General features: G+C 70.5%; 28 protein-coding genes. 7 read left to right on the top strand and 21 right to left on the bottom strand.

The window, feature by feature from the left end:
• The first annotated feature begins 13 nt into the window (after positions 1–13).
• Positions 14–538: a DinB family protein gene (locus tag ABTY98_RS06120; protein ID WP_352219674.1), complete on the top strand. Its 525-nt coding sequence runs from the start codon at positions 14–16 to the stop codon at positions 536–538.
• A gap of 33 nt (positions 539–571) precedes the next feature.
• On the opposite strand, the gene ABTY98_RS06115 is transcribed toward ABTY98_RS06120, so the two are convergent.
• Positions 572–1450 (bottom strand): LLM class flavin-dependent oxidoreductase, encoded by an 879-nt coding sequence (locus tag ABTY98_RS06115; protein ID WP_352219673.1) that lies wholly within the window; start codon positions 1448–1450, stop codon positions 572–574.
• A 107-nt stretch (positions 1451–1557) separates the two neighbouring features.
• Here ABTY98_RS06115 and ABTY98_RS06110 point away from each other — a divergent pair, with 107 nt between their 5' ends.
• Positions 1558–1935: a DUF192 domain-containing protein gene (locus ABTY98_RS06110; protein ID WP_352219672.1), complete on the top strand. Its 378-nt coding sequence runs from the start codon at positions 1558–1560 to the stop codon at positions 1933–1935.
• Between the two features lie 206 nt (positions 1936–2141).
• Positions 2142–2756, top strand: coding sequence for a Uma2 family endonuclease (locus ABTY98_RS06105; protein WP_352219671.1), 615 nt, complete (start codon positions 2142–2144; stop codon positions 2754–2756).
• Positions 2757–2930: 174 nt separating this feature from the next.
• On the opposite strand, the gene ABTY98_RS06100 is transcribed toward ABTY98_RS06105, so the two are convergent.
• The 14 genes from ABTY98_RS06100 to ABTY98_RS06035 form a co-directional block, all read right to left on the bottom strand.
• Positions 2931–3557 carry an OmpA family protein gene (locus ABTY98_RS06100; protein WP_502994159.1) on the bottom strand — a complete coding sequence of 209 codons (627 nt, stop codon included), beginning with the start codon at positions 3555–3557 and terminating at the stop codon, positions 2931–2933.
• Between the two features lie 7 nt (positions 3558–3564).
• On the bottom strand, positions 3565–4149 hold the full coding sequence (locus tag ABTY98_RS06095) for a hypothetical protein (RefSeq protein WP_352219670.1): 585 nt from the start codon (positions 4147–4149) through the stop codon (positions 3565–3567).
• Positions 4150–4185: 36 nt separating this feature from the next.
• Entirely contained in the window at positions 4186–4767 is a 582-nt protein-coding gene (locus ABTY98_RS06090; RefSeq protein ID WP_352219669.1) for a pilus assembly protein TadG-related protein, read from the bottom strand.
• A complete protein-coding gene (locus ABTY98_RS06085) occupies positions 4767–4952 on the bottom strand; it encodes a hypothetical protein (protein WP_352219668.1) in 186 nt (61 codons plus the stop codon). The genes ABTY98_RS06090 and ABTY98_RS06085 overlap by 1 nt, the downstream gene beginning before the upstream one ends.
• A 99-nt stretch (positions 4953–5051) precedes the next feature.
• The gene (locus ABTY98_RS06080) at positions 5052–5801 is read right to left on the bottom strand and encodes a response regulator (protein WP_352219667.1); all 750 of its coding nucleotides are present in this window, start codon (positions 5799–5801) and stop codon (positions 5052–5054) included.
• Between the two features lie 23 nt (positions 5802–5824).
• Positions 5825–7036 carry a sensor histidine kinase gene (locus tag ABTY98_RS06075; protein ID WP_352219666.1) on the bottom strand — a complete coding sequence of 404 codons (1212 nt, stop codon included), beginning with the start codon at positions 7034–7036 and terminating at the stop codon, positions 5825–5827.
• 23 nt (positions 7037–7059) lie between these two features.
• Positions 7060–7947 (bottom strand): DUF5936 domain-containing protein, encoded by an 888-nt coding sequence (locus ABTY98_RS06070; protein WP_352219665.1) that lies wholly within the window; start codon positions 7945–7947, stop codon positions 7060–7062.
• Between the two features lie 12 nt (positions 7948–7959).
• A complete protein-coding gene (locus ABTY98_RS06065; protein WP_352219664.1) occupies positions 7960–8904 on the bottom strand; it encodes a type II secretion system F family protein in 945 nt (314 codons plus the stop codon).
• 3 nt (positions 8905–8907) lie between these two features.
• Positions 8908–10245 (bottom strand): TadA family conjugal transfer-associated ATPase, encoded by a 1338-nt coding sequence (locus tag ABTY98_RS06060; protein WP_352219663.1) that lies wholly within the window; start codon positions 10243–10245, stop codon positions 8908–8910.
• Positions 10246–10263: 18 nt separating this feature from the next.
• Positions 10264–10602 (bottom strand): TadE/TadG family type IV pilus assembly protein, encoded by a 339-nt coding sequence (locus ABTY98_RS06055; RefSeq protein ID WP_352219662.1) that lies wholly within the window; start codon positions 10600–10602, stop codon positions 10264–10266.
• Positions 10602–10931 (bottom strand): pilus assembly protein, encoded by a 330-nt coding sequence (locus ABTY98_RS06050; RefSeq protein ID WP_352219886.1) that lies wholly within the window; start codon positions 10929–10931, stop codon positions 10602–10604. Before ABTY98_RS06050 ends, ABTY98_RS06055 begins: the two co-directional genes overlap by 1 nt.
• A 242-nt stretch (positions 10932–11173) precedes the next feature.
• The gene (locus ABTY98_RS06045) at positions 11174–12433 is read right to left on the bottom strand and encodes a CpaE/TadZ family protein (RefSeq protein WP_352219661.1); all 1260 of its coding nucleotides are present in this window, start codon (positions 12431–12433) and stop codon (positions 11174–11176) included.
• Between the two features lie 12 nt (positions 12434–12445).
• Positions 12446–13150 carry a Flp pilus assembly protein CpaB gene (gene cpaB, locus ABTY98_RS06040; RefSeq protein ID WP_352219660.1) on the bottom strand — a complete coding sequence of 235 codons (705 nt, stop codon included), beginning with the start codon at positions 13148–13150 and terminating at the stop codon, positions 12446–12448.
• A 64-nt stretch (positions 13151–13214) separates the two neighbouring features.
• On the bottom strand, positions 13215–14075 hold the full coding sequence (locus ABTY98_RS06035) for a hypothetical protein (protein WP_352219659.1): 861 nt from the start codon (positions 14073–14075) through the stop codon (positions 13215–13217).
• A 271-nt stretch (positions 14076–14346) separates the two neighbouring features.
• Here ABTY98_RS06035 and ABTY98_RS06030 point away from each other — a divergent pair, with 271 nt between their 5' ends.
• Entirely contained in the window at positions 14347–16068 is a 1722-nt protein-coding gene (locus tag ABTY98_RS06030) for a chitinase (RefSeq protein WP_352219658.1), read from the top strand.
• Between the two features lie 149 nt (positions 16069–16217).
• On the opposite strand, the gene ABTY98_RS06025 is transcribed toward ABTY98_RS06030, so the two are convergent.
• From ABTY98_RS06025 to ABTY98_RS06005, 5 genes are all read right to left on the bottom strand, one after another.
• Positions 16218–16802 (bottom strand): hypothetical protein, encoded by a 585-nt coding sequence (locus tag ABTY98_RS06025; protein ID WP_352219657.1) that lies wholly within the window; start codon positions 16800–16802, stop codon positions 16218–16220.
• A 64-nt stretch (positions 16803–16866) separates the two neighbouring features.
• Positions 16867–18351, bottom strand: coding sequence for a GntP family permease (locus ABTY98_RS06020; protein ID WP_352219656.1), 1485 nt, complete (start codon positions 18349–18351; stop codon positions 16867–16869).
• Positions 18352–18459: 108 nt separating this feature from the next.
• On the bottom strand, positions 18460–18870 hold the full coding sequence (locus ABTY98_RS06015) for a RidA family protein (protein ID WP_351708518.1): 411 nt from the start codon (positions 18868–18870) through the stop codon (positions 18460–18462).
• On the bottom strand, positions 18870–19631 hold the full coding sequence (locus tag ABTY98_RS06010; RefSeq protein WP_352219655.1) for an IclR family transcriptional regulator: 762 nt from the start codon (positions 19629–19631) through the stop codon (positions 18870–18872). The genes ABTY98_RS06015 and ABTY98_RS06010 overlap by 1 nt, the downstream gene beginning before the upstream one ends.
• The gene (locus ABTY98_RS06005) at positions 19628–20839 is read right to left on the bottom strand and encodes a sugar kinase (protein ID WP_502994164.1); all 1212 of its coding nucleotides are present in this window, start codon (positions 20837–20839) and stop codon (positions 19628–19630) included. The genes ABTY98_RS06010 and ABTY98_RS06005 overlap by 4 nt, the downstream gene beginning before the upstream one ends.
• Before the next feature lie 208 nt (positions 20840–21047).
• On the opposite strand from ABTY98_RS06005, the gene ABTY98_RS06000 reads away from it, so the two are divergent.
• Positions 21048–22328, top strand: a complete 1281-nt coding sequence (locus tag ABTY98_RS06000) for an alanine racemase (RefSeq protein WP_352219653.1) — start codon at positions 21048–21050, stop codon at positions 22326–22328.
• 10 nt (positions 22329–22338) lie between these two features.
• Positions 22339–23949 carry an N-acyl-D-amino-acid deacylase family protein gene (locus tag ABTY98_RS05995; protein ID WP_352219652.1) on the top strand — a complete coding sequence of 537 codons (1611 nt, stop codon included), beginning with the start codon at positions 22339–22341 and terminating at the stop codon, positions 23947–23949.
• Between the two features lie 22 nt (positions 23950–23971).
• Here the strand turns inward: ABTY98_RS05995 and ABTY98_RS05990 are convergent, their stop codons facing one another.
• The gene (locus tag ABTY98_RS05990) at positions 23972–24796 is read right to left on the bottom strand and encodes a trypsin-like serine peptidase (RefSeq protein WP_352219651.1); all 825 of its coding nucleotides are present in this window, start codon (positions 24794–24796) and stop codon (positions 23972–23974) included.
• 208 nt (positions 24797–25004) lie between these two features.
• Between ABTY98_RS05990 and ABTY98_RS05985 the strand changes: the two genes are divergently transcribed.
• On the top strand, positions 25005–26216 hold the full coding sequence (locus ABTY98_RS05985) for a pyridoxal phosphate-dependent aminotransferase (protein ID WP_352219650.1): 1212 nt from the start codon (positions 25005–25007) through the stop codon (positions 26214–26216).
• Positions 26217–26259 lie beyond the last annotated feature (43 nt).

The raw sequence follows: 26259 nt of genomic DNA, 5'->3' as shown, positions 1-26259 counted from the left end.
AATTTCACCCACCATGACGACCGATGGCACGTACACCGCAGGCGAGAAGGACATCCTGCACGCAAGCCTGGACCGGCACCGGGACGCGGTGCTGTGGAAGCTGGAGGGCCTCGACGACGAACAGCTGCGCCGCCCGATGACTCCGTCGGGGACGAACCTGCTGGGGCTGGTGAAGCATCTGGGGTCGGTGGAGTACGGCTGGTTCGTGTCGAGCTTCGGCGGCGAGGTCGAGCCCCTGTGGTTCGACCCGTTCACGGACGAGGACCTGTCGGTCGGCCCGGGCGAGACGACCCGGCAGATCATCGACTTCTACGGCCGTGCGCGCGCCGCGTCCGACGCGGTGATCAGCGGGCGGCCACTGGACACGCTGGGCCGGCCGGACTGGCGGGACCACCCGGTCTCCCTGCGCTGGGTGCTGGTGCACATGATCGAGGAGACGGCCCGGCACGCCGGGCACATCGACATCCTGCGGGAGCTGATCGACGGGACGACGGGCGATCACCGGCGGACCACGGGTACGGGTACGGGTACGGGCTGACCGTGCCCTGCTCGGTCCCGACCGCCGGGCGGCTCAGGGCACTAGCGGCCGGACCTCCTCCGCGGTGAACCGTACGAAGCCCTCGATGTCGGGTTCGTCCCCCGTCGGCTGGAGGATGACGGTGTCGGCGCCGGCCTCCGTGAGCCGTTGCACGGCCTTGGCGACGGCGCCCGCGTCTCCGGCGACACCGAGATCGGGGACGGACTCCAGCCCCTCGGCGACGAGTTCGGCCCGGAGCCGGGCGGCCGCGTCGGCCCCGGTGGCGGTGAGGAGATAGACGACGACCTTGTGCGGCTCGTCCCCGCCCCGCCCGGCGGCCGCCCGCCCCTCCTCGATGAGCCGCCGCGCCCGGCGGACGCCGTCGGGTGGCGTGGCGGCGGTGAGGATGGTCCCGTCGGCGGCTTCACCGGTGAGGCGGAGAGTACGGGGGCCTGAGCCACCGGCGAGGACCTCGACGGGCCCGGCGGGCGGCCAGTCGAGCGCGACATCGTCGAGCCGGACGTACCGCCCGTCGACGGTGAGCCGCTCCCCGCGCAACAGCGCCCGCAGGGCGTCGAGGTGCTCCCGCAGCAGGGTCAGCGGGGACTCGGCGCGGGCGCCGACCTGGCCCATCCAGTCCTGCACACCGTGCCCGACGCCGAGGATCGCGCGCCCCGGGAACATCCGGTGCAGCGCGGCCGCCTCCATGGCGGTGACGGCGACGTTCCGCAACGGCACGGGCAACAGCCCGACGCCGACCCGCACCCGTTCCGACCAGGCGAGGGCAGCGGCGGCGGTGGAGATCCCACCCTCCAGGAAACAGTCCTCCCAGAGCCACAGCTCTTCCAGCCCGACCTCGTCCGCGAGCCGGGCCACGGCACGGAGTCGCTCGGGGGGCAGTTGGGGGCGGAATACGGCGCCGAGTGCGGTCATGGGGAACGTCCTACCGCGGGGCCGGGGCCCTCACAACCGAATTGCGCGCCGCCGTACGGGGGGGGTGGCCTGTCAACGGGTACGGTCGCTGCGGAGGTGACGCCGGGATGGCACGTTGGCGGGACGGACGGGGGACGTTGGTCGTGCGGGCGGTTGGGGGCGGAGTGACGGCCGTTCCGCTGGAGATCGCCACGTCCTACCGCGCCCGTACCAAAGGGCTGTTGGGGCGGGATGGTCTTGAGGGCGCGATCCTGCTCTCCCCCGCGAACGGGATCCACACGTTCCGGATGCGGATGCCGATCGACGTCGCCTATCTGGACCGGCGTCTGACCGTCATCGCCGTGCGGACGATGCCACCGGGCCGCCTCGGCCGCCCCCGCCTGCGCTCCCGGCACGTACTGGAGGCGGAGGCGGGGGCCATGGCCGAGTGGGGTGTGGGAGTGGGCACTCGGGTGACGGTGGCGGCGGCGGACGGCCGGCCGTGACCCGCGCCGGACGGTTCGGGGCCGCTTCGGTTCACCGGCTGCCTCACTGCCCCCGATCGACGTCACGAGAGGACGGCGTCGGCCCGGCCGAGGGACGCGGTCGGATTCGCCTTTGCGCCCCGCCGGTCACCCATTGTGATGACGAGCGTCGTTTTCGCCGGTTACGGTGGACAGGCAGGCCGAGAATCCCGCCCATGGGAGGAATCATGACCGCCGAGCCCCTAGCCGAGCCGAACGCCGCGCCCGGCCGCCGCTGGCCGGTGCCGCCCCGGGACGGATACACCGTGGACGACCTGTTCACGTTGCCCGACCTCCCGCCGCACACCGAGCTGATCGACGGGAGCCTGGTTTTCGTGAGTCCGCAGCGACGCTTTCACGCCAAGATGATCGAATTGCTGCTCAACGGCCTGCGCCGCACCGTGCCGCAGAACCTACGGGTGGAACGTGAGATGACCGTCGTGCTCGACCGCCGCAACGGCTCCGAACCCGACCTCTCCGTGGTCCACGCCGAAGCCGTCACCGGGCTGGAGCAGACCCGGTTCGAGGCTGCGGACGTCGTGCTCGCCGTCGAGGTCGTCTCGCCGGACTCGGAGGCCCGCGACCGCGACACCAAGCCGCACAAGTACGCCGCCGCGGGCATCCCGCACTTCTGGCTGGTCGAGATGACGGGCGAGGGCAAACACCCGGTCGTACGGGTCTACGAACTCGACCCCGTGACCAAGGCCTACGCCCTGACCGGCACCCACCGGGAGCAGCTCAAGGTCGGTGACCCGTTCGACATCGACGTCGACATCTCGCTGGACGCGTTCCAGGAGCTGTGACCACCGCCTCGGTCCTCCGTCAGCGGTTCAGCTCCATGCCCGCGACCCCGAGACCCGCACAGGCCTCCGCCACGGCGGCGAGCCGGTCGCGGACTTCGGCGGGCACGCGGATCACGATGTCGGCCATGGCGCAGGTATACGCCGTGCACACGGCCGCCGGTCCCCCGGCTGCCGTCAACTCGTCCGTGGGAACGTGACCTCCACCCGGCGGTTCTTCTTCCTTCCCTCCTCCGTCGAGTTGTCCGCGATCGGGTACTGCTCGCCGTAGCCGCGGACGTCGAAGGTGACGTTCGGGTCGTTGAGGTCCTGGTCGAGGACGCCCTGTACGGCGTTGGCGCGCTGGCGGGAGAGGACGTCTCCGTGGGCCGAGGAGCCCAGGTTGTCGGTGAAGCCGAAGACGCGGACCTGGGTCGCGTTCTGCTTCCTGATCTCGTCCGCGATCGTGTCGATCCGCGCCTTCGCCGCCGCGCTCAGCTTGGCGCTGTCCTTGCTGAACAGCACCTCGGCCTGGAGGGCGAACGTCACGTCCGCGTTGGTGTCCTCCCTGCGCTCGTCCCCGCTCTGGTCCTCCACGACCGACTTGATGTCCAGCACCTTGGGATCGGCGAGGGTGGCCCCCTCGGGGAGCTTCAGATCGGGATCGGTCGGGTCGATCTTCACGGGCGCGGTGGCGGAGGGCTCGGTGCCCGGGGGGACGCTCGGGTCACTGTCGTCGGCCCTGACGGCCGTCGCGCCGCAGAGATTGGTGACGAGGAGGAGCGTGGCGGCGCCCAGGGTCAGGGGGAGGCGTGGTGTGTTCACTTCGGCCTCACCCGGAGATCTGGATCGTGCCGCTGGAGAAGGTGGGGAGTTGGAGGGTGACTTCGGTGGTGTCGGTGGGCGGGGCGGGGAACTGCATGAAGACGGGGATGGTCTGGCCGGCGTCTACGTTGGAGATTCCGATGCTGGTGAGCGGTCGGCCGTCCGTATCGCGCAGTACGTAGTAGCGCTTCTTGCCTTTGGAGTCCACCAAGGTGGCCCCGCCGAGGGAGAAGCCGTGCTTGACGATCTCCGTTTCGTCACCGCTCACCTGAGCGGGGATGACGACCGAATTGGCGCCGTCGTTCTTGAGGTTGCCGTTGACGGTGACGAAACCACCTGAGTCCCGCTGAGCGGAGATGACCTGAAGGAGCAGCCCGTCTGTTCCCCTCAGCTCCGCCAACGGCGCCTGGGACTGGCCTTCTTGAGCGCTCGGGTTCGATCCGCTGTCCTTGGAGGCGGAGGCCGGCGACTGGGGCTTGTCCCCCTTGTCGTCGCCTCCGCCGCCGCAGCCGGCCACTCCCACCGCCAGGCCCGTCGCGACCATCAGCGCGACCGCCCCTCTGCGAGCCTTCGCAGTGAACCGAATGCTCATCGTTCCCGCTTCCTTCTTCACTCGTCGATTCGCTTGTCAATCGGCCAGGTGGACGTCGAAGAGGTCCTCGGGGCCCGGGAGATGCGTGAGATCGGTCGGGTCCAGGTCCCAGTTGCGGTCCTTGCAGGTGAGTTCGGGCAGCACACCGCCCCCACCGGAGAGCGTGAACGTGCAGAGCGGCTCTATCACGGCCGTGGCGTGTGCCGTCGACTTCAGGTTCTCGGTGCCGGGGACGACGGAGTCGCCGACGGTCTTGTTCGTCTCGGCGTCGACCGTGTAGCCCAGCGGCGGTTTCGGCGTGCACTGGGCCGTCGCGTCGTTCTGGGAGGCCAGCTGGGCCGCCCGCCAGCAGGAGTCCGCGACCGTCACCTTGCCGTCGAAGACGTCCTGCCACTTGGTCGGATCGAGTACGTCCCGCACCCACTGGTCCGTGAGCTCGTCACGCGTGTTCATCGCCGCGGCGAGTGCCGCCGCGTCGGCGGCCGTCTGGGCACCGTTCCGGTTCACCGCGGCCTGGCCGACCGCGAGATAGGCGAACGCGAGAAAGAGCAGGCCTCCCACTACGGTGATGTAGATGGGGAAGGCCTGCCCTGAGTCGCCGTAACGGCGGAGACGCATCACACGATCTTGTTGATTTGCGCAGTGATCTTGGTGAGGATCGTCTGGCCGATGCTGGTACCCGTGACGGCCAGCACGATGGCGACCACCACCGCGATGATCCCCAGATACTCGACCGCGGTCTGGCCCCGGTCGTCGGCACGGCGCTGCACGGCAACTAGCATCCTCAGCATCCGGTCGCTCATGGTGCTCCCCTCCGGGTTCGGTTCCGATCCTCGCAACGTACGGCGGAACATACCCTTCGGCGGAGGGTCCCAGGACCCAAATGCGGACCCAGTTCATCCTCACGCCACCCCCAGCCACTTGGCCGTCGCCTGCGCGCGGGTGGTGCTGTGGAGCTTGGCGAAGATGCGGTTGATGTGGTTCTTGACCGTCTTCTCGCTGATGAAGCAAGTGGCGGCGATCTGCTGGTTGTTCATGCCGGACGCGATGAGGTCCATGATCTCCGCCTCCCTGCTGCTCAGTTGAAACCGGGACTTCGACGACTGTCCCACAGTTGATTGCAGTTGCGAAAGCCCTCTGGATGCAAAATGTGTTGGAACAGCGCGCAGTTCGTGATCTACGTGTGCAGTTGCATCTCCCCTGACATGCGCCAGCAGTGCATTTGTCGCCGTCGGTGTGAAGTGCGGCCGCCCCCCGCCCACGTCCCGTACCGCCTGTGTCAGCTGTGCTGTAGTGAACTCGCCGTGGACCAGGTAGCCCCCGGCGCCCAGGCGTGCGGCCTCCTGCACGATCTCCGTCTCGTCGCTGTACGTCAGCATCATCACCGGGGCCAGGCGCACCAGGTGCGGTAGCGCCGATATTCCGTCGACCCCCGGCATGCGGACGTCGAGGAGGATGACGTCGGGGCGGTGGTGCAGGGCCGCCTCGTAGGCCGCGCGACCGTCCTCGGCCTCGGCGACGACTGTGAGGCCGTCCGCGGCGGAGAGGACAGCCGTCAGGCCGGCGCGGATCACCGGGTTGTCGTCGGCCACCAGGATGCGCAGGGGTGGGGGCGGTGGCTCTTCGTACTGCGTGAAGGGGTGCCGCGGCATCGGGGGGCCTCCTCTCGGCTCGGTCATGTCAGGGTCAGCTCCACCCGGACCTCCGTGCCCTTGTCGGCGGTCAGCCGGAGCCGCGCGCCCATCGACGCGGCCCGTTCCGTCATGCCGAGCAGGCCGAAGTGGCCGGTGTGGTAGAGGTCTTCGACGGTCGTGTCCGGGGGCAGGCCGCGGCCGTCGTCGTGGATCGTGACGATCAGACGGCGGTCGGGGGTGGTCTCCGCCCGTACGTCGACTCTCGTCGCCCGCGCGTGCCGGTGGGCGTTCTCCAGGGCCTCCGCCGCGATGCCCAGCAACTGGCGGGTCGTGGCGGGGGGCAGCGGGACCGGGGTGTCCGGGCCCTCGTACGTCGCCGTCATCGCCGTACGGGCCGTGAAGTCACGTGTCAGCGACTCCAGTTCGGAGCGGACGTCCGATGCCTCACCGTCCGTTCCGGCGCGCAGATCCTTCAGGATGTCCCGGGACTCCGCCGCCGCCCTGCGTGCCGCGTTCGCCACCAGTTCCGCCTGCTGTCTGATCAGCGTCGGGTCCAGACGGTCCGGGGACGCGGCCGCCGACTCCGCGAGGCCGTCGGCGATCAGGGCGACCCCGTACAGCGTCTTGGTCACCGAGTCGTGCATCTCGCGGGCCAGCCGGGCGCGTTCCGCGCTGACCGCCTCCGTCGCGGCGAGGCGGGCGCGGGTCTCGGTGAGGGCCTCGGTGGCGGTGCCGAAGCGGAGCATCAGGGTGCGCAGGGTCGAGCCCATCGCACCGGTGATCACGCACAGGCCGGGCAGGAGAAGCGACTCGGCGACGCTCGCGTGGTGCTTCAGGGTGGCCTGAACGAGCAGCAGGATCAGCGACTGGAGGGACGCGAAGACCGCCGCTCCGCGCCAGCTGTAGAGGAGGCCGGCCAGGAGCGGGGTGCAGACGCTGACGTAGGCGAGGGTGGTGTCCGGGCCTGCCGAGATCAGGAGGAAGGAGCCGAAGAGGGTGTCGGCGGCCAGCAGGGTGGGGTGGCGCAGGAGGAGGGGGCCGAAGCGCTGCCAGTCGCGGAAGAGGACGTACGAGATCATGAAGGTGACGACCACCGCCGAGCCGACCAGGCGGGCGCCCAGGCCGGGGGTGGCGTTGAGGAGAGCCGCGGGGGTCGCCACGGCGATCATCGCCAGGCGGAAGCCGAAGACCTGGCGGCCCATCGCCCGCAGGGCCCGGATCTCGACCTTCCCGTCGTCCTCCCGCGTCGCCATCGCCGTCACCCACCCTTCTCCGGCTACTTCCCCGTGACCGACCCGAAGTCGACTCCCGAGCCGAGCAGCAGGCCCGCCGCCAGCAGGAGCATCGTCGCCGGGACCATGAACGTGGTGATCATCAGCGTTGCCCTCGGCACGGCCCGGGCGGCCTTGCGGCGGGCGTTCTGGGCGTCCGTGCGGCGCATGTCCTTGGCCAGGGCGACCAGGGTGTCGACGATCGGCGCTCCCAGTTCCTCGCCCTGCTGGAGGGCCGTGACGAACATGGCCACCTGTTCCGAGTCGTTGCGGCGCCTGAGTTCCGCGAAGGCCTGGCGGCGGCTCATGCCCAGGTCGAGCTGGCGCAGGGTGATGCGGAGTTCGTCCGCCCAGGGGCCCTCGTAGTGGGAGGCCACCCGGTCGAGGGCCTGGCGGAAGCCGAGGCCGGCGCTCACCACCACCGCGAGGACGTCCAGGAAGTCCGGCAGGGTGCGTTCGATGACGTCCTTGCGGACGCGGATCGCCGACCAGATGCCGACCTCCGTCCAGAACGCGCCGAAGAGGAGGAGCAGGACGGCCATCAGCCACTGGCCGCGGAGGAGGAAGACCAGGAAGCCGACGCCGCCCAGCGCGCCGTAGACCGCCCGCCGGGCCGCGTAACGGTCGATCGTCAGGCCGCCGGGGTTGCCCGCCAGGTCGATCTTGCGGCGGTACCTGGCCACCTGGCGCGGGCCCATCAGGCGGAGGACGGCGGGGGCGTAGCGCATGCCCATGCGGTCGATGAGGGAGTTGGCGGCGCCGGTGCGGGTGGCGCCCACCTCCAGGGCGATCGCCAGGTCGGAGGGGAGTTTCGCGTCCGCGCGGTACATGCGGACGCCCGCGAAGACTCCGTAGACGCCGAGGGCCATCAGAAGGGCCAGGAGCAGTGGCATGGTCACATCCCCCTATACGTCGATGCGGCTGAGGCGGCGGATGAGGACGAAGCCGACGACGTAGAGGCCGAAGGCGATGAGTACGGCCGCCTGGCCGAGGGTGGTGCCCGTCATGCGGTCCAGCGTGTCGCCCTTGACCCCGTTCATCAGGAACAGGGCGCCGATGCCGAGCACCGGGACGGCGTACGACGTCATCGTCACCTGGGAGAGCTGGGTGCGGACCTCGCGGCGGGTCTCCTTGCGCTCCTCCAGGGTCTCGGTCAGGTTACGCAGCGCACTCACCACTTGACCACCCGCCCTGTTGGACAGAACCAAGGTCGTGACCAGGACGACCAGTTCGCGGGACGGGAGCCGGGCGGTCAGTTCGCCCAGCGCGTCCTCCATGGAGTGGCCGATCGCCAACTGGTCGGCCACCTTGCCCAGTTCCTCACCGGCCGGGGCCTCCAGCTCCTCCGCCGCCATGCCGATCGCGGTGCGCAGGGCGAGGCCGGCGTGGGTGGCGTTGGCCAGGATGCGGGCCAGTTCGGGGAGTTGGGCGATGAACCGCTCGATGCGTTTCTGGCGCTGCCAGTTGAGGAACTGGACGGCGGCGAAGACCCCGAGGAGGCCGGCGATCGGCCCGAAGAAGGGGGCCAGCGCGGCCTGGCCGATGAGCCACAGGGCTACGACGGCGGCGACCATGTAGGCGAAGAACTCGCCGGGTGTCACGTCCAGGCCCGTTGCCATCAGGCGGAGTTCGAGGCGGCGGCCGATCGCCGTGCCGCGCAGGCGGCGGTCCAGGTTGCGGAAGCGGCGCCGGCGGCCGGTGAGCGGGGCGTGGCCGGTGTAGGAGAGGCGGTCCACCAGGGCGGCGCGCTGGGCCCGGCCGGAGGCGTAGGTGTGCAGGCCCACCACGGCCAGCAGACAGGCCAGCAGGGTGACGCCGGTGGTGAGGGTGACGAGGTCGTGGAGGGGCATGGCCTACCTCGCTTCTCGGGTGGTGAGCTGCTCGAAGTGCTGGGCCACGCCGAAGGCCTGCGGGATCGGCTGGCTCGCCATGTAGAGGCGGTCGGCGGTGCGGCGCGGGAGCGGGAAGTACTGGAAGACGCCGTGGACATGGCCGTCGTGGGTCATGGGCTGGGCGTCGAAGCGGGCCACCGTCGCCAGCCGGTACGGCTCGCTGCCGTGGCTGTCCAGGATCGCGATCTCGGTGATCCGGCGGACGCCGTCGGCGAACCGGGTCAGCTGGACGATGACCTCGACCGCGCTGTTGATCTGGTCGTGCAGGGCGACGAAGGGCACTTCGACGTCCGACATGGAGGCCAGGGTCTGGAGGCGGGTGAGGGCGTCCTCGGCGCTGTTGGCGTGGACGGTCGCGAGGGAGCCGTCGTGGCCCGTGGACATGGCTTGCAGCATGTCCAGGGACTCGCCGCCGCGGACCTCGCCGACCACGATCCGGTCGGGGCGCATCCGCAGCGAGTTGCGGACCAGGTCGCGGATGCTGACCTGGCCCTTGCCCTCGACGTTCGGCGGGCGGGACTCCAGCCGGACCACGTGCGACTGCTGGAGCTGGAGTTCGGCGGAGTCCTCGATGGTGATGATGCGTTCGTGCGCCGGGATCAGACCGGAGAGGGCGTTCAGCAGGGTCGTCTTCCCGGTGCCCGTGGCGCCGGAGACGATGATGTTGAACTTCGCCTGCACCAGGCCGGCCAGCAGGAACACCATGTGCTCGTCGAGCGAGCCGAAGCCGATCAGCTCCTGCAGGGTGAAGGAGCGCGGGAAGCGGCGGATGGTGAGGATGGGGCCGGTCAGGGAGAGCGGCGGGATGATGACGTTGACGCGTTCGCCGGAGGGGAGGCGGGCGTCGACCATCGGGTTGGACTCGTCCACGCGGCGGTTGACCGTGGAGACGATCCGCTCGATGGTCTGCATCAGCTGGTCCGCCGAGACGAAGCGCAACGGCAACTGCTCGACGCGGCCGCCGCGTTCCACGAAGATCGCGTCGGGGCCGTTCACCATGATCTCCGTGATCGACGCGTCTTCGAGCAGCGGCTCCAGGATGCCCAGGCCCAGGGCCTCGTCGACCACCCTGCGGATCAGCTGGGAGCGCTCGACGGTCGACAGGACCGGGCCCTCGCGGCTGATGATGTGGCCGAGGACGCGTTCGAGGCGCGCCCGGCGCTCGGCGGCGGCCAGCGCGCTCATCTCCGCGAGGTCGATCTCCTCCAGGAGCTTGGCCCGGTAGGAGGAGACCAGGTGGCCGTCCTCGCCCCGGCTGCCGTGCTCCTCGGGGGAGTTGATGCGTGCCCGCAGGCTCATGTTTGCCGTGCTCCTCGTTCAGTGGTCGACGGGCATCGTGGCGGACTTGGTGGCGTTGCCCAGATCCCAGACGATCTTCGGGATGTGGACCGTGGCGGTGACGGTGACCGAGTCGCCGCCCCCGGAGGACGCGCAGCTCACGTCGATCCCGCCGCTGACCGCGCTGGTACAGGCCGCGCCGACGTCCTCGCGCAGCGAGGCGGCCCGGGCCCCGGCCCGGGCCGCCGTCCCGGCCTGCTCGGCGGCGTAGGCGACGGCGCCGAGCTGGATGCCGGCCAGCCCGACGACGAGCAGGACCGGGATGAACCCGAGGTACTCGACGGCGACCTGGCCGCGGTCGTGCGGCTTGTGGCGCATCAGCGCTTCACCTCCTCCACCGTGCCGGCGTGGCCGTGCACGGTGACGGGGAAGTCGATGGTGCCCGGGAAGAGCACCGGGACGCGCAGGGAGACGTCCGCGACGACCGTGCCGGTGCCGCCGCACCGGTCCACGGTGGCTCCCTGCCGCCAGGCGCTGGAGAGGTCCTCCAGCGCGGCGGTCTGGCAGACGCCGAAGCGTTCCCCCCGCGGGACGGCCGTTCCCGCGCGTACGCCTTCGTCGGCGGCGTTCCCGGCGAGGGTGAAGGCGTATCCGACGAGGACGGCCTGCCACATGAGGACGAGGGTGAGGATGATGATCGGGGTCATGCCCAGGAGTTCGATCGTGACCTGACCGCGGTCGGGTGCGGGCCGGTGGGCGCTGGTCGCGCCCACGCGGCGGTAGCCGCATATCCGATGCAGCCCCGCGCCCCTTGGGCGCGCTTCAGCAGGGCGCGTCTTCACAAGGTCCCCCAGGGAAGCGCCCCGTAGGGGCTCGGGGCTGTGACGTATGCGGCTCCGCCGCGTGGGCGCGCTCGGCCCCCGCCTGCCGGCACCCGGCCCACGGCCTCTCACGGCAGCTCCCTCCGCCGCCGGAAACTCACTGCCGGCCGCTCCCCGCCCCGCCCCCTGCCGGCCCGTCGCGGCACCGTTCCCTCTGCCGTCCGCACCAGCCCCAGCTCCCCCGCAAGCGCCCACATCGCCTGCTTCACCGTGCTGCGGCTGTCCAGCTCGTGCACACGCCCCGCGTCCACCGCGCCCTGGAGTTCCTTGAAGTTGGCGGGAATCGGCGTCCCCGCCAGTGCGGTTCCGGTGATCCGCTGGATCAGCGCCGGCTGGATCTCCGTACCCCTCGTATGCCGGTTGACGACCACCGTCGTCTCCTCGGCCTTGCGGATCTGCAGCCGGTCCCACATGCGCACCGTGCGCTTGGCGGCGCGAACGGCGACCACGTCGGGGGTGGTCACCAGGAGCGCCAGGTCGGCGGTCTCGACGGCCGCCGCGCCCGCCCCGCCGAGCTGGGCGCCGCAGTCGACGACCACGATCTCGTAGCGGGAGCGCAGGGCGCTGAGGATCTGGCGGGCGGCCCGGTCGGTGACCTCCTCGCCGCGTTCGCCCTCGGCGGGGGCGAGGAGCAGGGCGAGTCCGGTGTCGTGGCGGAAGACGGCCTCGGCCATGACGCGGGGGGAGATGTCGTTGACCGCGGCCAGGTCGGCGACCGAGCGGCGGAACTGGACGTCCAGGTAGGACGCGACGTCCCCGGTCTGGAGGTCGAGGTCGACCAGGGCGGTGGAGTGGCCGGAGGCCTGCGCGGCGAGGGCGATCTGGACCGCCACCAGGGTCGCGCCGGTCCCGCCCTTGGCGCCGCTGACGGTGACGACGGTTCCGCCGACGCCGGCGAACGCGTCCGCGCCGTGGCCGAGGTGCCGTCGTACGCCCGTGGACCACTGGGCGACCGCCTGGACGCGGCCGGCCAGCTCCTCGTAGCTCATGGGCAGCCCGACCAGGCCGCGGGCGCCGGAGTCCATCGCGGCGGCGAACAGGCCGGGGCTGGTGTCGGTGGTGACGAGGACGACGCCGACCGCGGGGAAGCGCAGGGCGACCTCGCGGATCAGCTCCAGGGCCGGGACCGGGCCGATGCGTTCGTGGACGACGACGACCTCGGGGAGTTCGTCGACGGACTCGGCGGCGAACCGGGCCAGGGTGTCGACGAGTTGGGTGGAGTCGACGACGGGCGGCAGCGGTTCGCTGTCCGGGAGCTGGCTGAGCAGGGAGACCAGGGAGCGGACGGCGTCCGCGTCACCGACGGCGGGGAGGATCCTGATGGGCATGCGAGGCGCCTCTCACTTGTCCGTCGCGAGTTCGTACGTACGGTCCTTGTCCGGCACGGTGGTCGTGGTGCCGGGCGCGACCAGGGCGAGCCGGACCCGCTGGGCGAAGGACTCCGCGTAGGTGAGGCGCTGGGCGTCGAGGGTGGACAGCGCGAAGGTGATGGGGACGGCGTCGCTGGGCTGCTGGTTCCTGTTGTCCGGGTCCACATAGCTGAGCTGGGCGCCGACGTCCAGGACCCGGGCGTTGGTCACGATGATCTTCGACTGGTCGGGGTCGCTCTGCTGCTTGCCCTGGAAAGTGGCGTAGACGTTGACCAGCGAGCCCGGGGTGATCTTGCCGGCCACCCCGGTGGCCGCGTCGATCATGATCGCGACCTCCTGCTCGCCCGCCTTCAGTGCGGGCTGGTCGACGATCATGTCGGTCTGGAGCAGCGAGCCCTTCTTCAGCGTGGTGACCGCGATCTTGCCCTCGATCGCGCTGAGGCTGGTGACGGCGTTGGCGGACAGCCACCGCTTGGGCATCTCGACCTTCTGGAACTGGCCGGCGCTCAGCGTCGTGTACGGCTTGACGTCCGACCGGACCTTGTACGCGGTGACCTTGGGGCCGACCTCGGACTTCGCGTTGTCGATGACGGAGAGCACGCCGGCGAACGCGCCGAGGGCGCAGACAACCGACAGGATCAGGAGTATCACGCCGCGGCGCTGACGGGAGTTCATGGACCGTGCGACCTCATCGGGCTCATCGGGGGAAGTGGGGGAACCGAGCGGTGGGTGGTACGGGTCAGGCGGGCGTCCGCTGTTCCAGCGCGCGGCGCGCCGGGGGCTCGTAGTCGGGCGGGGTGGCGGAGCAGAAGACACAGCGGTCGCCGATGACGTCGACACCGCACCAGTGACAGCTGGTCTGCCGCACCGAGGTGACCAGCTGGTAGAGGACCGACAGGTCGGCGAGATAGCTGGTGAACTCGATCATGCGGCCGGTCCCCCACCACACGGACGACTCGGCCGGCAGCGGGGTCTCGCGCAGCCCGTACGCGCCCCAGGACTTGGCGAGGCCGCCGATCCACTCGGACTGCAGCTGTCCCCTGGCGACCAGCATCCAGGTGCTGAACTCGGGTCCGGTCAGGGTCGCTTCGGGGCCGATCCGGACCAGTTGGGGCTGGGGATGCGCGACGACCCCGAACTGGGTGCCGGGCATCCAGGACTTGGCGTGCGCTTTCAGGGTGACCGGGACCCGGTCCAGCTTGGTGACCGAGCCGAGGACCGCGCCGGAGTGGATGTAGTGGGTGAGCAGCCGGCCGGCCGACGCGAGCACGCCGGGGCTGAGGTCGCAGGAGGCCAGCTGCCGCAACTGCCGGGCCAGGACGGCGATGCCGAGGGGCGGCAGATCGGGGCGGAACAGGGCGATCCGGTCGCTCTCCAGCAGGGAGCGGAGGGTGTGCAGGCGCCGGGTCACGGCTTCGGGTACGGCCGCGGAGCAGACGACGATGACATGCCCGTGCTGTTCGATGAGTGCCACGAACTCGGCGAGGGTCTGGTCCAGGGGCCGCTGGTCCAGGTCCCGGAGCACGACGGCGGGCATGGTCCGCTCGTCCTGCACCGGCAGCGCCATGTCGGCGCTGGTCACGGCAATGGCAGTTGGCACGCGCAGCTCCCCGCTCTTCACACCCCGGCGGCCCACCGGTGTTACCCCAATGAGCCGGGACGACTTCATTGCGTGACTACCTCAGCACTGTAACCACGCCTCTGTGACCGGAGAACAGCGTTTGTGCAGCTGTCTGGGATCCGTGACCACACAACCAGCGCCAAATCGGGACAGGTTGAGCATATGGCCGGGGTCCGATCCGCTCGGCGGTGGCTTTGAATTTGGTCTGGACCTATTGACACGCGAATTGGTCTGGACCACCTTGATTGTCATGCTCAGACTCATCCCCCGACTCGTGTCCCGGCATGCCGGACAGCGTCGTATCCGAACCTGGTCGGCCGTGGCCGCTCTCGCCACGGCACTCGCGATGGCGGGCCTGGCCTCCTCCCCGGCCTCCGCCGCCGACGTCAACAACGTGAAGAACGCCGGCTTCGAGTCGGCCCTCGCCAACTGGACCTGCTCCGCGAGCAGCGGTACGACCGTGTCCTCCCCCGTCCATTCCGGCGCCGCCGCCCTGAAGGCGACCCCGGCCGGGCAGGACTACGCGCAGTGCAGCCAGACGGTGGCGGTGAAGGCCAACTCGACCTACACGCTGAGCGCGTGGGTGCAGGGCTCCTACACCTACCTCGGCGTGACCGGCACCGGCACCACGGACGTGTCGACCTGGACCCCGAACACGTCCTGGACGCAGCTGTCGACGACCTTCACCACCGGTGCCTCGACCACCTCGGTCACGGTCTGGACCCACGGCTGGTACGGCCAGGCCGCCTACTACGCCGACGACTTCTCGGTCTACGGCCCCGACGGCGGCGGCTCCGACCCGGCACCGACCATCCCCGCCACCCCCACCGGCCTCGCGGTCTCCGGTACGACGTCGTCCTCGGCGTCCCTGTCCTGGAGCGCGGTGTCGGGCGCGACCGGCTACAACGTCTACCAGAGCGGCACCAAGGTCACGGCGGTCACCGGCGCCTCGGCCACGATCACCGGGCTCGCCGCCTCGACGTCGTACTCCTTCCAGGTCACCGCGACCAACTCGGCGGGCGAGTCCGCCAGGTCGACGGCGGTGACGGCGACCACGACCGCCTCCGGCGGCAGCGGCGGCGGCACGCTGCCCAAGCACGCGGTGACGGGCTACTGGCAGAACTTCAACAACGGCGCGACCGTCCAGAAGATCTCCGACGTGCCGTCCTCCTACGACATCATCGCCGTCGCCTTCGCGGACGCGACCAGCACGCCGGGCGCGGTCAGCTTCACCCTCGACTCCGCCGGGCTGGGCGGGTACACGGTCGACCAGTTCAAGGCCGACATCAAGGCCAAGCAGGCGGCCGGCAAGAAGGTCATCATCTCCATCGGCGGCCAGAACGGCACGATCTCGGTGAGCGACTCGTCGTCCGCGACGAACTTCGCCAACTCCGTCTATTCGCTGATGCAGACGTACGGCTTCGACGGCGTCGACATCGACCTGGAGAACGGCATCAACGCCACCTACATGAGCCAGGCGCTGCGCTCGCTGTCGTCGAAGGCGGGCTCGTCGCTGATCATCACCATGGCGCCGCAGACGATCGACATGCAGTCGACGTCCAACGGGTACTTCCAGACGGCCCTGAACATCAAGGACATCCTCACGGTCGTCAACATGCAGTACTACAACAGCGGTTCCATGCTGGGCTGCGACGGCAAGGTGTACAGCCAGGGCTCGGTGGACTTCCTCATCGCGCTGGCCTGCATCCAGCTGCAGGGCGGGCTGTCCCCGTCCCAGGTGGGCCTCGGTCTGCCGGCGTCGACCAGCGCGGCGGGCAGCGGTTACGTCTCCCCGACGGTGGTCAACAACGCTCTGGACTGCCTGACCAAGGCCACCAACTGCGGCTCCTTCAAGCCGTCGACGACGTACCCCGGCCTGCGGGGTGCGATGACCTGGTCGACCAACTGGGACGCGGCATCGGGCAACGCGTGGTCCAACTCGGTGGGGGCGCATGTGCACGGCCTGCCGTAGCGATCACTGACGCTCCGAGGGGCGCGGGACTGCATCGATGTGCGGCTCCGCCGCGTGGGCGCGACAAGCCCACCCGGCGGGGCTACTCGCACCCACAGGCACCGAGCTCGCACCACACGGTCTGTTCGGTGCGCGGTTCCCCGCGCCCCTCAGTCGTCGGCGTCGGTCTCGGCTTCGTTCTCGGCTTCGTTCTCGGCTTCTTCGTCGCCGTCCTCGAAGTACGCGTCCAGGACCGCGTCCAACTGCTCCTCCCACTCCTTGAAGCGGGAGCGGGACGTCGCCTCGATCTCGATGGGGTACCAGCGGCGGTCCGGGGTGTGGACGGTGATCGTGAAGCGCTTCCCGAAGCGCGGTGCCTCGGTCTCGATCGCGCCGATCTCGTCCCAGCGGAACTCGCACTTCTCCTCGTCGAGACTGAGGCGCACGCCCTGGTGGTCGGCCACTATCCGGGCACGCCGGTCGGAGGCCTCGAAGACGGGGCCCTCGGCGGCCTCCTCGGTGTCCTCGGCGTCCTCGGCGTCCTCGTCGACCGTGGTTTCCGCGTCGGTCGCGGCCTTGGTCAGGGCCACCGGTTCCGCCGCCGCCTCGGCACCCTCGGCCTCCTCGGGCCGGGTGTCCTCCGGCCCCGCGTCCTTCACCTCGGCGGACGCGGGTGCGGTGAGCCCGGGGATGAAGGCCGGGTCGAATCCGGCGCCTTCCAGGGGCTGGCTGTTGGCTCCTATGCGCTGCTCCACAGCGGGCAGTATGGTCCAAGAACCTGTGCCGGACACAGCCAGCCCCGACTTCGTTATCAGACGCCTACACGAAGACGCTGAGCACGGCCGCCATCGCGAAGCCGGCCACCGAGAGCACCGTCTCCAGGACGGTCCAGGTCCTCAGCGTGTCCCGCTCGCTGATGCCGAAGTACTTGGCCACCATCCAGAAGCCGCCGTCGTTGACGTGCGAGGCGAAGATAGAGCCCGCCGAGACGGCCATGATGACGAGGGCGGCGAAGGCCTGGGAGTGATGCCCCTCGCTCAGCAGCGGGGCGACGATGCCGGCCGTCGTCACGATCGCCACCGTCGCCGAGCCCTGGGCGACCCGCAGGACGACGGAGATCAGATAGGAGAGGACGATCACCGGGAGGCCCACGCCGTTGAAGGTGTCGGACAGTGCCTGGGCGACCCCGCTCGCCTTCAGCACGGCACCGAAGATCCCGCCGGCGCCGACCACCAGCAGGATGTTGCCGACCGGCTTGAGGGACGCGGTCGACACCGTCTCCAGGGACCTGCGGGACCAGCCGCGCCGGATGCCCAGCAGGTAGTAGGCGAGCACCAGGGCGATGGTGAGGGCGACCATCGGCGTGCCGAAGAACTCGATCACCGAGCGGCCGGTTGAGGGGTCCAGGGCGATGGAGGAGAAGGTCGCGGCGAGGATCAGGACCAGCGGCGTACCGATGATGGCGAGGACCGTGCCGAGCGCGACGGGCTTCTCCTGCGGCTCGACTCCGGCCGTCCGCTGTTCGGCCAGCACTGCCTGCCTGGCCTCGTCGGCCGCCTCGACCATGTCCTGCGGTACGGCGACGAAGATCCGCTTGCCGATCCAGGCCGAGTACACCCAGGCGGCCAGCACCGCCGGGATGCCGCAGACGATGCCCATGAGGATGACCCAGCCGAGCTGGACGTGGAGCAGGGCGGCGGCGGCCACCGGGCCGGGGTGCGGCGGGAGGAAGGCGTGGGTCATGGAGAGACCGGCGAGCAGCGGAAGGCAGTAGAGCAGGATCGACTTGCCGCCGCGTTTGGCGGCCGCGTAGACGAGCGGCGCCAGCACGAAGATGCCGACGTCGAAGAAGACCGGGATGCCGAAGATCAGGCCGGTGAGGCCCATGGCGAGCGGAGCCCGCTTCTCCCCGAAGAGGTTGAGCAGCCGGGAGGCCAGCACCTCTGCCCCGCCGCTGACTTCGAGGATCGCGCCGAGCATGGTGCCGAGGCCGATGATGATCGCGACATGGCCGAGGATGCCGCCCATGCCGGACTCGATGGTGGAGACGGCGTCCGAGCGCTGGACGGTGCCGAAGAGCTCGGTGACGGAGAGACCGGCCAGCAGGCCGACGGCTATGGAGACGGCGAGCAGGGCGACGAAGGGCTGGAGTCTCGCCTTGATGATGAGGAAGAGGAGCAGGGCTATGCCGATGGCGGCGACGGTGAGAAGACCCGCGGTGCCGTCGAGAAGGAGGAGCAGTCCTCCGGTGTGGGGTGGGGTGGCCGGGGCGGTGGTGGCTGATGCGGCGAGCGGTATGGACATACGGGGGTCCTCTTCGTAAGTACATCGTGCTTTCGGGCAGGGGGGATCGCGGCTCGGCACCCGATGCGGGCGCCGAGCCGTGCAGGACGTGCGGGAGTTGATGAGCCGTCAGCCGAGTACGGCGAGCGCGTCGATCTCGATGAGGAGGCCGGCGGGCAGACCGACGTAGACGGTCGTACGGGCGGCGGGCGGGGCCGTGAGGCCCTGCTCCTCGAAGTAGGTGTTGTAGATGCCGTTCATCTCGGCGAAGTGGTCCACGTCCGTCAGATAGACGCGGATCATCATCACGTCGTCCCAGGAGGCACCGCCCTCCTCCAGGATCGCCTTGACGTTGGCGAGGGTCTGGAGGGTCTGCTCGCGCAGCGTGGGGCCGGCCGGCGTGGGGGGCTTGCCCTCCTCGGCGGGCAGGAAGCCGACCTGGCCGGCGACCTGGAGGATGTTGCCCTTGCGCACGCCGTGGGAGAACTTGGCGGGCGGGGTGGTGTGGGTCGTGGGGGTGAGGGCGGTCTTCTCGGTCATCAGCTGGATTCCTTGATCGGTGTTCTGCCGGAGTACTCGCCGCTGATCGCGTCCGCCGCACGGCGCACCTGCGGGAGCAGGGTGAGGAGTTCGTCGGCGGTGACGACGACGTTGGGCGCGGAGACCGACATCGCGGCGACGACCCGGCCGTCGGCGCCGCGGACGGGGGCCGCGACGCAGTTGATGGACTCCTCGTGGCCGCCGAGGTCGGTGGCCCAGCCCTGTTCGCGCACCTTGGCCAGTTCCTTGCGGAAGGCCTCCGCGTTCGGTGTCGAACGGGCCGTGTACATGGGGTAGTCGAGCTTGTCGGCGAGGGCGCGCCGCTCGGGCTCGGGCAGGTCGGCGAGGAGCAGTTTGGCGACGGCGGCGACGGTGATGGCGACCGGCTTGCCGATGCGCGAGTACATGCGCACCGGGTAGCGGCTCTCGACCTTGTCGATGTAGAGGACCTCGCCCTCCTCGAACACGGCGAGGTGCACGGTGTGCCCGCAGGCCTCGTTGAGCCGGGCCAGGTGGGGGTGGGCGATCTCGCGGATGTCGAGGTTCTCCATCGCCTCCTGGGCGAGGGCGAAGAGCCGGGCGCCGAGCCGGTAGCGCTGGTCGGACTGGCGGTAGACGAGCCCGTGTTCGTGGAGGGTGCGCAGCAACCGCAGGGCGGTCGACTTGTGCACGCCGAGGCGCTCGGCGACCTGGCCGAGGTCGGCGGGGCCCTCGGCGAGCAACGGCAGGATGGTCAGCGCTCGGTCGACGGTCTGGCTCATGGGGTGGGTACCTCCTCTTCGGCCGCGTCGGCTTGCGTCCAGCCGGGGCCGAGTCGAAGTCTCTCCCACGCGGTGGCGTCGAGGGCGGTCAGACGGTCGGCGGTGTCGCGGGCGGGGGGTGGGGCGAGGTCGGCGGGGGTGGTGAGGGCGGCGGCGGCGAAGAGGTGGCCGAGGCGGAGGCGGTCGCGGAGGGGCAGTCCGCGCAGGGTGCCGGAGAGGAACCCCGCGGCGAAGGCGTCACCGGCACCGACGGGGGCTACGACGTCCACGGTGGGGGCGGGCTCGAAGGCGGGCGGGGTGGGGGGAGGGGTGGGCTCGCTTTCCGGCGCCGGCAGGGTGCCGCCGCGCCCACCCTCCCCCACGCTCGGCTTCGCTCGAGCGGGGGGACCCCCATCGCCCAAGCGGCACGACTGCCCGCAGCTGGGTGAGCTGACAGGACGCCCGCAGCTACAGCGCCCCGTCAGGGGCGCGGGGCTGTATCGATCTGCGGCTCCGCCGCGGGGCGCGACCAGCCCACGACTGCCCGCAGTCGACACGAATGCCACGGCCCCCACCGCACCTTGCTTCACCACCAACACCCCCGGCTCCGGCAACATCGCCCGAACCGCCTCCGGCCCGCCCGTCACCCCCCACGCCTCCTCCGCCTCGTCCTCCCCCACGAACACGATGTCGGCCCGGCGCGCCAGCTCCAGCAGGACATCCGGCCCGTCGCCCGAACCCCACAACCCGCGCCGGTGGTTGACGTCGAAGGACACCACCGGCCGGCCATCGGCGGGAGCCGTCAGCTCTCTCATCAGGTCCAGGCAGTCCCGCGACAGCGCGGCCGTGATCCCCGACAGATGCAGGATCCGCCCCGCCCGCACCGCGGCCAGGTCCACCGTCTCCACCGACATCGCCGACGCCGCCGAGCCCGCCCGGTAGTACGCGACCTCATGGGCGTCCGTCGCCCGGTCCCCCGCCGTACGGAAGTACACGCCCGTCGGACGCACGGGATCACGGTCCACGCGCCCGACGTCGACGCCGTACGAAGCCACCGTCTCCACCAGGTGGTCACCGAAGCCGTCCGCGCCGACCCGGCTCACCCAGCGCACCGAATGTCCCGCCGCCGCCAGGGCGCACGCCACGTTGGACTCGGCGCCGCCGATCGCGCGGTCGAAGGACGGTACGTCCGCGAGGCGCCCCGGCCGCTTGGGCAGGAACGTCACCATGGACTCGCCGAGCGCGACGACGTCCACGACATTCGCGACGTCAACGGCGTCAACGGCGTCCCTGGCCTTCACGATGGTGGTGGCTCCTCGTCGTCTCGGGTCGCCGCGGGCTCCATTGACCCGGCGTTGGCGTGGATGTTAGACAGCGGTAAGCGATATACGCAATGGACGTTGCACACAATGCAACCGACCTGATCAGGGAGGCCCCGTGTCCTTCGACACCGGCACCGAAGCGCTCGCCCGCCTCGCCCAGGAGCGCGTCGACCACCGTTTCAAGGGCCTCCCGCCCGACGCGGAGGGCCTCACCGTCGGCGAGCTGGCCGCCCAGCGCCGCAACCTCTTCTCCGACGGCTTCGCCACCCCCGTACTGGCCCTGTCCGCCGAGCGTCTGGAACACAATCTCGCGCTCATGGAGACGTACACCGAACGGCACGGTCTCGCCTTCGCCCCGCACGGCAAGACCTCCATGGCCCCGCAGCTCTTCCGGCGCCAGGTCGAGCGCGGGGCGTGGGGCATCACGCTCGCCGTCCCGCACCAGGTACGGGTGGCCCGGGCCTTCGGCACCCGGCGGATCTTCCTGGCCAACGAGCTGGTGGACGCCCCGGCGCTGCGCTGGATCGCCGCCGAGCTGGAGCGCGACGCGGAGTTCCGCTTCGTCTGTTACGTCGACTCCGTGCGCGGGGTCGAGCTGATGGACGCGGCGCTGAAGGGAACCTCGCGTCCCGTCGACGTCGTCGTGGAGCTGGCCGCCGGGGAGGGCGCCCGTACCGGCGTCCGCACCGAGGCGGAGTGCGCGGCGGTCGCGGACGCGGTGGCCGGGGCGGCGGGGACCCTGCGGCTGGTCGGGGTCGCCGGATACGAGGGCGAGGTCCCGCGGGCGGACCCCGACCGGGTGCACGCCTATCTGCACCGGCTGGTCGCGCTCGCCGCCGACTTCGACAAGGCGGGCCGGTTCGCCGGCACGGACGAGGTCGTCATCAGCGCGGGCGGCAGCGCCTGGTTCGACGCGGTGGCGGACGTCTTCGCCGGGATCCCCGAACTCTCCCTCCCCGTACTGAGGTTGCTGCGGTCCGGCGCCTATGTCTCGCACGACGACGGCCACTACCGGGAGATCACCCCCTTCAACCGGGTCCCCGAGGAGGGCGCCTTGGAGCCGGCCTTCCGTCTCTGGGCGCAGATCGTCTCCCGCCCCTCCCCCGAGCAGGCCTTCGCCAACGCGGGCAAGCGGGACGCGGCCTACGACCTGCACCTCCCGTCCGCCCAGGTGATCCGCCGGGAGGGCACGGAGCGCCCGGCGGCCGGGGTGTCGGTCACCGGCCTGTCCGACCAGCACACCTGGCTCGCCACCACCCCCGAGGCGGACGTCCGGGTCGGGGACTGGGTGGGACTGGGCCTCTCCCACCCGTGCACGTCGTTCGACAAGTGGCAGCTGATCCCGGTCGCCGAGGCGGACGGCACGGTCGTCGACTACCTCCGCACCTACTTCTAGGGAGCAATCGGTGGAGGATCTGGTCATCCGGGACGCGGACGTCGTCGACGGCGGCGGCGCGCCCTCCTACCGTGCGGACGTGGTCGTCGACGACGGCAGGATCGTCGCCATCGTCAAGGAGGCCGCGGCGGCGGGCTGCCAGCGCCCGCGTGCGACGCGCGAACTGGACGCCGAGGGCCTGGTCCTCTCCCCCGGCTTCATCGACATGCACGCCCACAGCGATCTGGCCCTGCTCCGCGACCCGGACCACAGTGCCAAGGCCGGGCAGGGGGTCACCCTCGAAGTCCTGGGCCAGGACGGGCTGTCGTACGCCCCCGTCGACGACCGCACCCTCGCCGAGGTCCGCCGGGCCATCGCCGGCTGGAACGGCCACGGCGACGACATCGACTTCGACTGGCGTTCGGTGGGCGGATACCTGGACCGGCTGGACCGGGGCATCGCCGTCAACGCGGCCTATCTGATCCCGCAGGGCACGGTCCGCGCGCTGGCCGTCGGCTGGGAGGACCGCGAGGCGACCCCGGCCGAGCTGGACCGGATGCGCCGGCTGGTGGCGGAGGGCATGGAACAGGGCGCGGTCGGTATGTCCTCCGGCCTCACCTACACCCCCGGCATGTACGCCGAGGACGCCGAACTGACCGAGCTGTGCCGGGTGGTGGCGTCGTACGGCGGCTACTACTGCCCGCACCACCGCTCGTACGGGGCGGGCGCCCTGGAGGCGTACGCGGAGATGGTGGCCCTGTCCCGCGCGGCGAACTGCTCCCTCCACCTCGCCCACGCCACCATGAACTTCGGCGTGAACGAGGGCCGGGCGCCCGAACTGCTGTCGCTGCTGGACAAGGCCCTCGCGGCCGGGGCCGACATCACCCTCGACACCTACCCGTACACCCCCGGCAGCACGACCCTCGCGGCCATGCTGCCGAGCTGGGCGAACGAGGGCGGCCCGGACGCGGTCCTGGCCCGGCTCGCGGACGACGAGGCATCCGAGCGCATCCGCCACCACCTGGAGTCCGTCGGCTCCGACGGCTGTCACGGCGTGCCCATCGAGTGGGACACGATCGAGGTCTCCGGCGTGGCCGACCCGGCGCTGGCGGACTTCGTCGGCCGTACGGTCGAGGAGTCGGCGCGGCTGCGCGGCGAGACCCCGTGGACGACGGCCCGCCGGCTGCTGCTGGCGGACCGGCTCGCCCCCTCGATCCTCCAGCACGTCGGCCACGAGGAGAACGTCCGCACGATCATGCGCCACCGCGTCCACACCGGCGGCTCGGACGGCATCCTCCAGGGCACCAAGCCGCATCCACGGGCGTACGGCACGTTCCCGCACTATCTGGGCCACTACGTAAGGGAGTTGGGCGTGCTGTCGCTGGAGGAGTGCGTCTCCCACCTCACGGCGCGCCCCGCGGCCCGCCTCCGTCTGCCGGACCGCGGCCTGGTCCGTGAGGGCTACCGGGCGGACGTGGTCCTGTTCGACCCGGAGACGGTGGCGGCGGGCTCCACCTTCACAGAGCCGCGCAAGCTGCCGACGGGCATCCCCCACGTCCTGATCAACGGCCGTTTCGTGATCGAGGACGGGTGTCGCACGGACGTCCTGGCGGGGCGGGCGGTCCGTCGCAGTCCCATGTGACGGACCGACCCTCCACCAAGCTCTACGGCTTGGGCAGGGTGCACCCGCTCGCGCTGAGGTCCAGCACGTTCCCCGTCGTGAAGCACGCCGGAATGATGTACGTCTCCTCCGCGTAGTTGATGCCCTGCCGAACCGTGACGTTCCCGTTCGCGTCCACCTCGCACGGGTTGTCGACGGTGCACCGCTCCCCGTCCTCGTTGCCGGTGTTGTTGACGGCGACGAGCTGTCCCGTGGTGGTGTCGATGACCGGCGAGCCCGAGGTCCCGCCGATCGTGTTGCACGCGGAGGTGTAGCGGACCGAGTCCTTCCAGGTCCAGTCGCCCTCCTTCAGCCGGTACACGAACCCGTCGACGTTGCAGCTGTAGATCGTCTTCCAGTAGCCGGAGACGACCTTGATGGCGGTGCCGGCGACGGGGTGCGCGCTGCTGACGGTCAGCGGGCTGATGCCGTAGGAGTTCTTGATCGCCGCGTACGTCGTGGTGGTGCGGTAGATCGTGACGTCCGTGTCGGTCATCGTCGAGTAGACGACCCGGTTGGCGCGGAGCGTGGCGACCTTGGTGCCGGCGGAGTTCAGCAGGCCGAAGGTACGGCTGGAGGACTGGCCGGTGATGACCTCGCCGGGCTCCGGGAAGCCGGTCTCCAGGCAGTGGCCGTTGGTGAGGACGAGCGCCGGGTCGGAGTCCGCCGAGTTCGGGAAGCGGATGACGGAGCCGGAGCAGTTGCTGAGCGAGACGGTGCCCGCGAAGTTGACGGTCACCGCGGCCTGCTGGGGTGCGGCGACCGCCGGTGCCGTGCCGATCCCGGTGATGGCCAGGGAGGCGAGCGCGGCAAGGAGAGGCTTGTTCATGTGGGGGTCCCCTCTGCAGACGAGAGCGACCGGAGATCTTCCGGTCGCCCGTACGTCTTTGTCATGGACATCCTCACGGCAAGGCCTGCCCACGGCAAGAACCCGTGTGCGAGTTGTGTACGACGGAGGGGCCGCCGACCGGAACGCGCCGTCTCACGTGGCGGAAAACACGACCCGGCGTGCGTTACCGCGCCGTAAGCTCACCGACATGCAGGTGATCCAGTCGACCAAGCTCGCCAACGTCTGTTACGAGATCCGGGGCCCGGTTCTCGAGGAGGCGATGCGGCTCGAGGCGGCGGGGCACCGCATCCTCAAGCTCAACACCGGGAACCCGGCCGCCTTCGGCTTCGACTGCCCGCCGGAGATCCTGGAGGACATCCTCCGGAACGTCTCCTCGGCGCACGGCTACGGCGACGCGAAGGGCCTGCTGGCCGCCCGGCGCGCGGTCGTCATGCACAACCAGACCATCGGTATCGAGACCGACGTCGAGCACGTCTTCATCGGCAACGGCGTCTCCGAGCTGATCGTGATGGCGATGCAGGGCCTGCTGGACGACGGCGACGAGGTCCTCGTACCGGCCCCGGACTACCCGCTGTGGACCGCGGCGGTCTCGCTCTCCGGCGGTACGGCGGTGCACTACCGGTGCGACGAGCAGGCGGACTGGATGCCCGACCTCGCCGACATCGAACGCAAGGTCACCGACCGCACCAAGGCCATCGTCATCATCAACCCGAACAACCCGACGGGCGCGGTGTACGACGAGGCGATGCTGCGCGGGCTGACCGACATCGCCCGCCGCCACAACCTCCTCGTCTGCTCGGACGAGATCTACGACAAGATCCTCTACGACGACGCCACGCACACCCCCACCGCCGCCATCGCCCCGGACCTGCTCACCCTCACCTTCAACGGCATGTCGAAGGCCTACCGGGTGGCCGGCTACCGGGTCGGCTGGATGGCCATCTCCGGCCCCCGCGCCCACGCCGACTCCTACATCGAGGGCCTGACGATCCTCGCGAACATGCGGCTGTGCGCGAACATGCCGGGTCAGCACGGGGTCGTGGCCGCGCTCAGCGGACGCCAGTCGATCAACGAGCTGGTGCTGCCGGGCGGCCGCCTGAAGGAGCAGGTGGACACGGCGTACGACCTGCTCACCCAGATCCCGGGCGTGACCTGCGTCCGGCCCAAGGGCGCCCTCTATCTCTTCCCGCGCCTGGATCCGCAGGTCTTCAAGATCAAGGACGACCGGCAGATGGTCCTGGACCTGCTGCGACAGGAGAAGATCATGGTCGTCCAGGGCACCGGCTTCAACTGGCCGGAACCGGATCACTTCCGGGTGGTGACCCTGCCGTCGGTGGGCGACCTGCGGGACGCGATCACCCGGATCGGCCGGTTCCTGGACGGCTACGGGCAGCGGTAGCCGGGGGTGGGAGCGGCCCGTCGTAGCCGCCGGACCACGGGCC

The sequence above is a fragment of the Streptomyces sp. NPDC096040 genome (assembly GCF_040303265.1).
GTDB lineage: Bacteria > Actinomycetota > Actinomycetes > Streptomycetales > Streptomycetaceae > Streptomyces.
This window is presented reverse-complemented; position numbering and strand designations above follow the sequence as displayed.

Excerpts from the sequence above, each read along its gene's own strand:
- ABTY98_RS06045 (WP_352219661.1), bottom strand. The coding sequence starts at position 12,433 with ATGCCCATCAGGATCCTCCCCGCCGTCGGTGACGCGGACGCCGTCCGC.
- ABTY98_RS06015 (WP_351708518.1), bottom strand. The coding sequence starts at position 18,870 with ATGACCGAGAAGACCGCCCTCACCCCCACGACCCACACCACCCCGCCC.
- ABTY98_RS06005 (WP_502994164.1), bottom strand. The coding sequence starts at position 20,839 with ATGGTGACGTTCCTGCCCAAGCGGCCGGGGCGCCTCGCGGACGTACCG.
- ABTY98_RS05985 (WP_352219650.1), top strand. The coding sequence starts at position 25,005 with ATGCAGGTGATCCAGTCGACCAAGCTCGCCAACGTCTGTTACGAGATC.
- ABTY98_RS06030 (WP_352219658.1), top strand. The coding sequence starts at position 14,347 with ATGCTCAGACTCATCCCCCGACTCGTGTCCCGGCATGCCGGACAGCGT.
- ABTY98_RS06070 (WP_352219665.1), bottom strand. The coding sequence starts at position 7,947 with ATGCCACTGCTCCTGGCCCTTCTGATGGCCCTCGGCGTCTACGGAGTC.
- ABTY98_RS05990 (WP_352219651.1), bottom strand. The coding sequence starts at position 24,796 with ATGAACAAGCCTCTCCTTGCCGCGCTCGCCTCCCTGGCCATCACCGGG.
- ABTY98_RS06075 (WP_352219666.1), bottom strand. The coding sequence starts at position 7,036 with ATGGCGACGCGGGAGGACGACGGGAAGGTCGAGATCCGGGCCCTGCGG.
- ABTY98_RS06080 (WP_352219667.1), bottom strand. The coding sequence starts at position 5,801 with ATGCCGCGGCACCCCTTCACGCAGTACGAAGAGCCACCGCCCCCACCC.
- ABTY98_RS06010 (WP_352219655.1), bottom strand. The coding sequence starts at position 19,631 with ATGAGCCAGACCGTCGACCGAGCGCTGACCATCCTGCCGTTGCTCGCC.
- ABTY98_RS06085 (WP_352219668.1), bottom strand. The coding sequence starts at position 4,952 with ATGAGCGACCGGATGCTGAGGATGCTAGTTGCCGTGCAGCGCCGTGCC.
- ABTY98_RS06060 (WP_352219663.1), bottom strand. The coding sequence starts at position 10,245 with ATGAGCCTGCGGGCACGCATCAACTCCCCCGAGGAGCACGGCAGCCGG.
- ABTY98_RS06090 (WP_352219669.1), bottom strand. The coding sequence starts at position 4,767 with ATGCGTCTCCGCCGTTACGGCGACTCAGGGCAGGCCTTCCCCATCTAC.
- ABTY98_RS06050 (WP_352219886.1), bottom strand. The coding sequence starts at position 10,931 with ATGACCCCGATCATCATCCTCACCCTCGTCCTCATGTGGCAGGCCGTC.
- ABTY98_RS06110 (WP_352219672.1), top strand. The coding sequence starts at position 1,558 with ATGGCACGTTGGCGGGACGGACGGGGGACGTTGGTCGTGCGGGCGGTT.
- cpaB (WP_352219660.1), bottom strand. The coding sequence starts at position 13,150 with ATGAACTCCCGTCAGCGCCGCGGCGTGATACTCCTGATCCTGTCGGTT.
- ABTY98_RS06020 (WP_352219656.1), bottom strand. The coding sequence starts at position 18,351 with ATGTCCATACCGCTCGCCGCATCAGCCACCACCGCCCCGGCCACCCCA.
- ABTY98_RS06105 (WP_352219671.1), top strand. The coding sequence starts at position 2,142 with ATGACCGCCGAGCCCCTAGCCGAGCCGAACGCCGCGCCCGGCCGCCGC.
- ABTY98_RS06095 (WP_352219670.1), bottom strand. The coding sequence starts at position 4,149 with ATGAGCATTCGGTTCACTGCGAAGGCTCGCAGAGGGGCGGTCGCGCTG.
- ABTY98_RS06120 (WP_352219674.1), top strand. The coding sequence starts at position 14 with ATGACGACCGATGGCACGTACACCGCAGGCGAGAAGGACATCCTGCAC.
- ABTY98_RS06115 (WP_352219673.1), bottom strand. The coding sequence starts at position 1,450 with ATGACCGCACTCGGCGCCGTATTCCGCCCCCAACTGCCCCCCGAGCGA.
- ABTY98_RS06065 (WP_352219664.1), bottom strand. The coding sequence starts at position 8,904 with ATGCCCCTCCACGACCTCGTCACCCTCACCACCGGCGTCACCCTGCTG.
- ABTY98_RS06055 (WP_352219662.1), bottom strand. The coding sequence starts at position 10,602 with ATGCGCCACAAGCCGCACGACCGCGGCCAGGTCGCCGTCGAGTACCTC.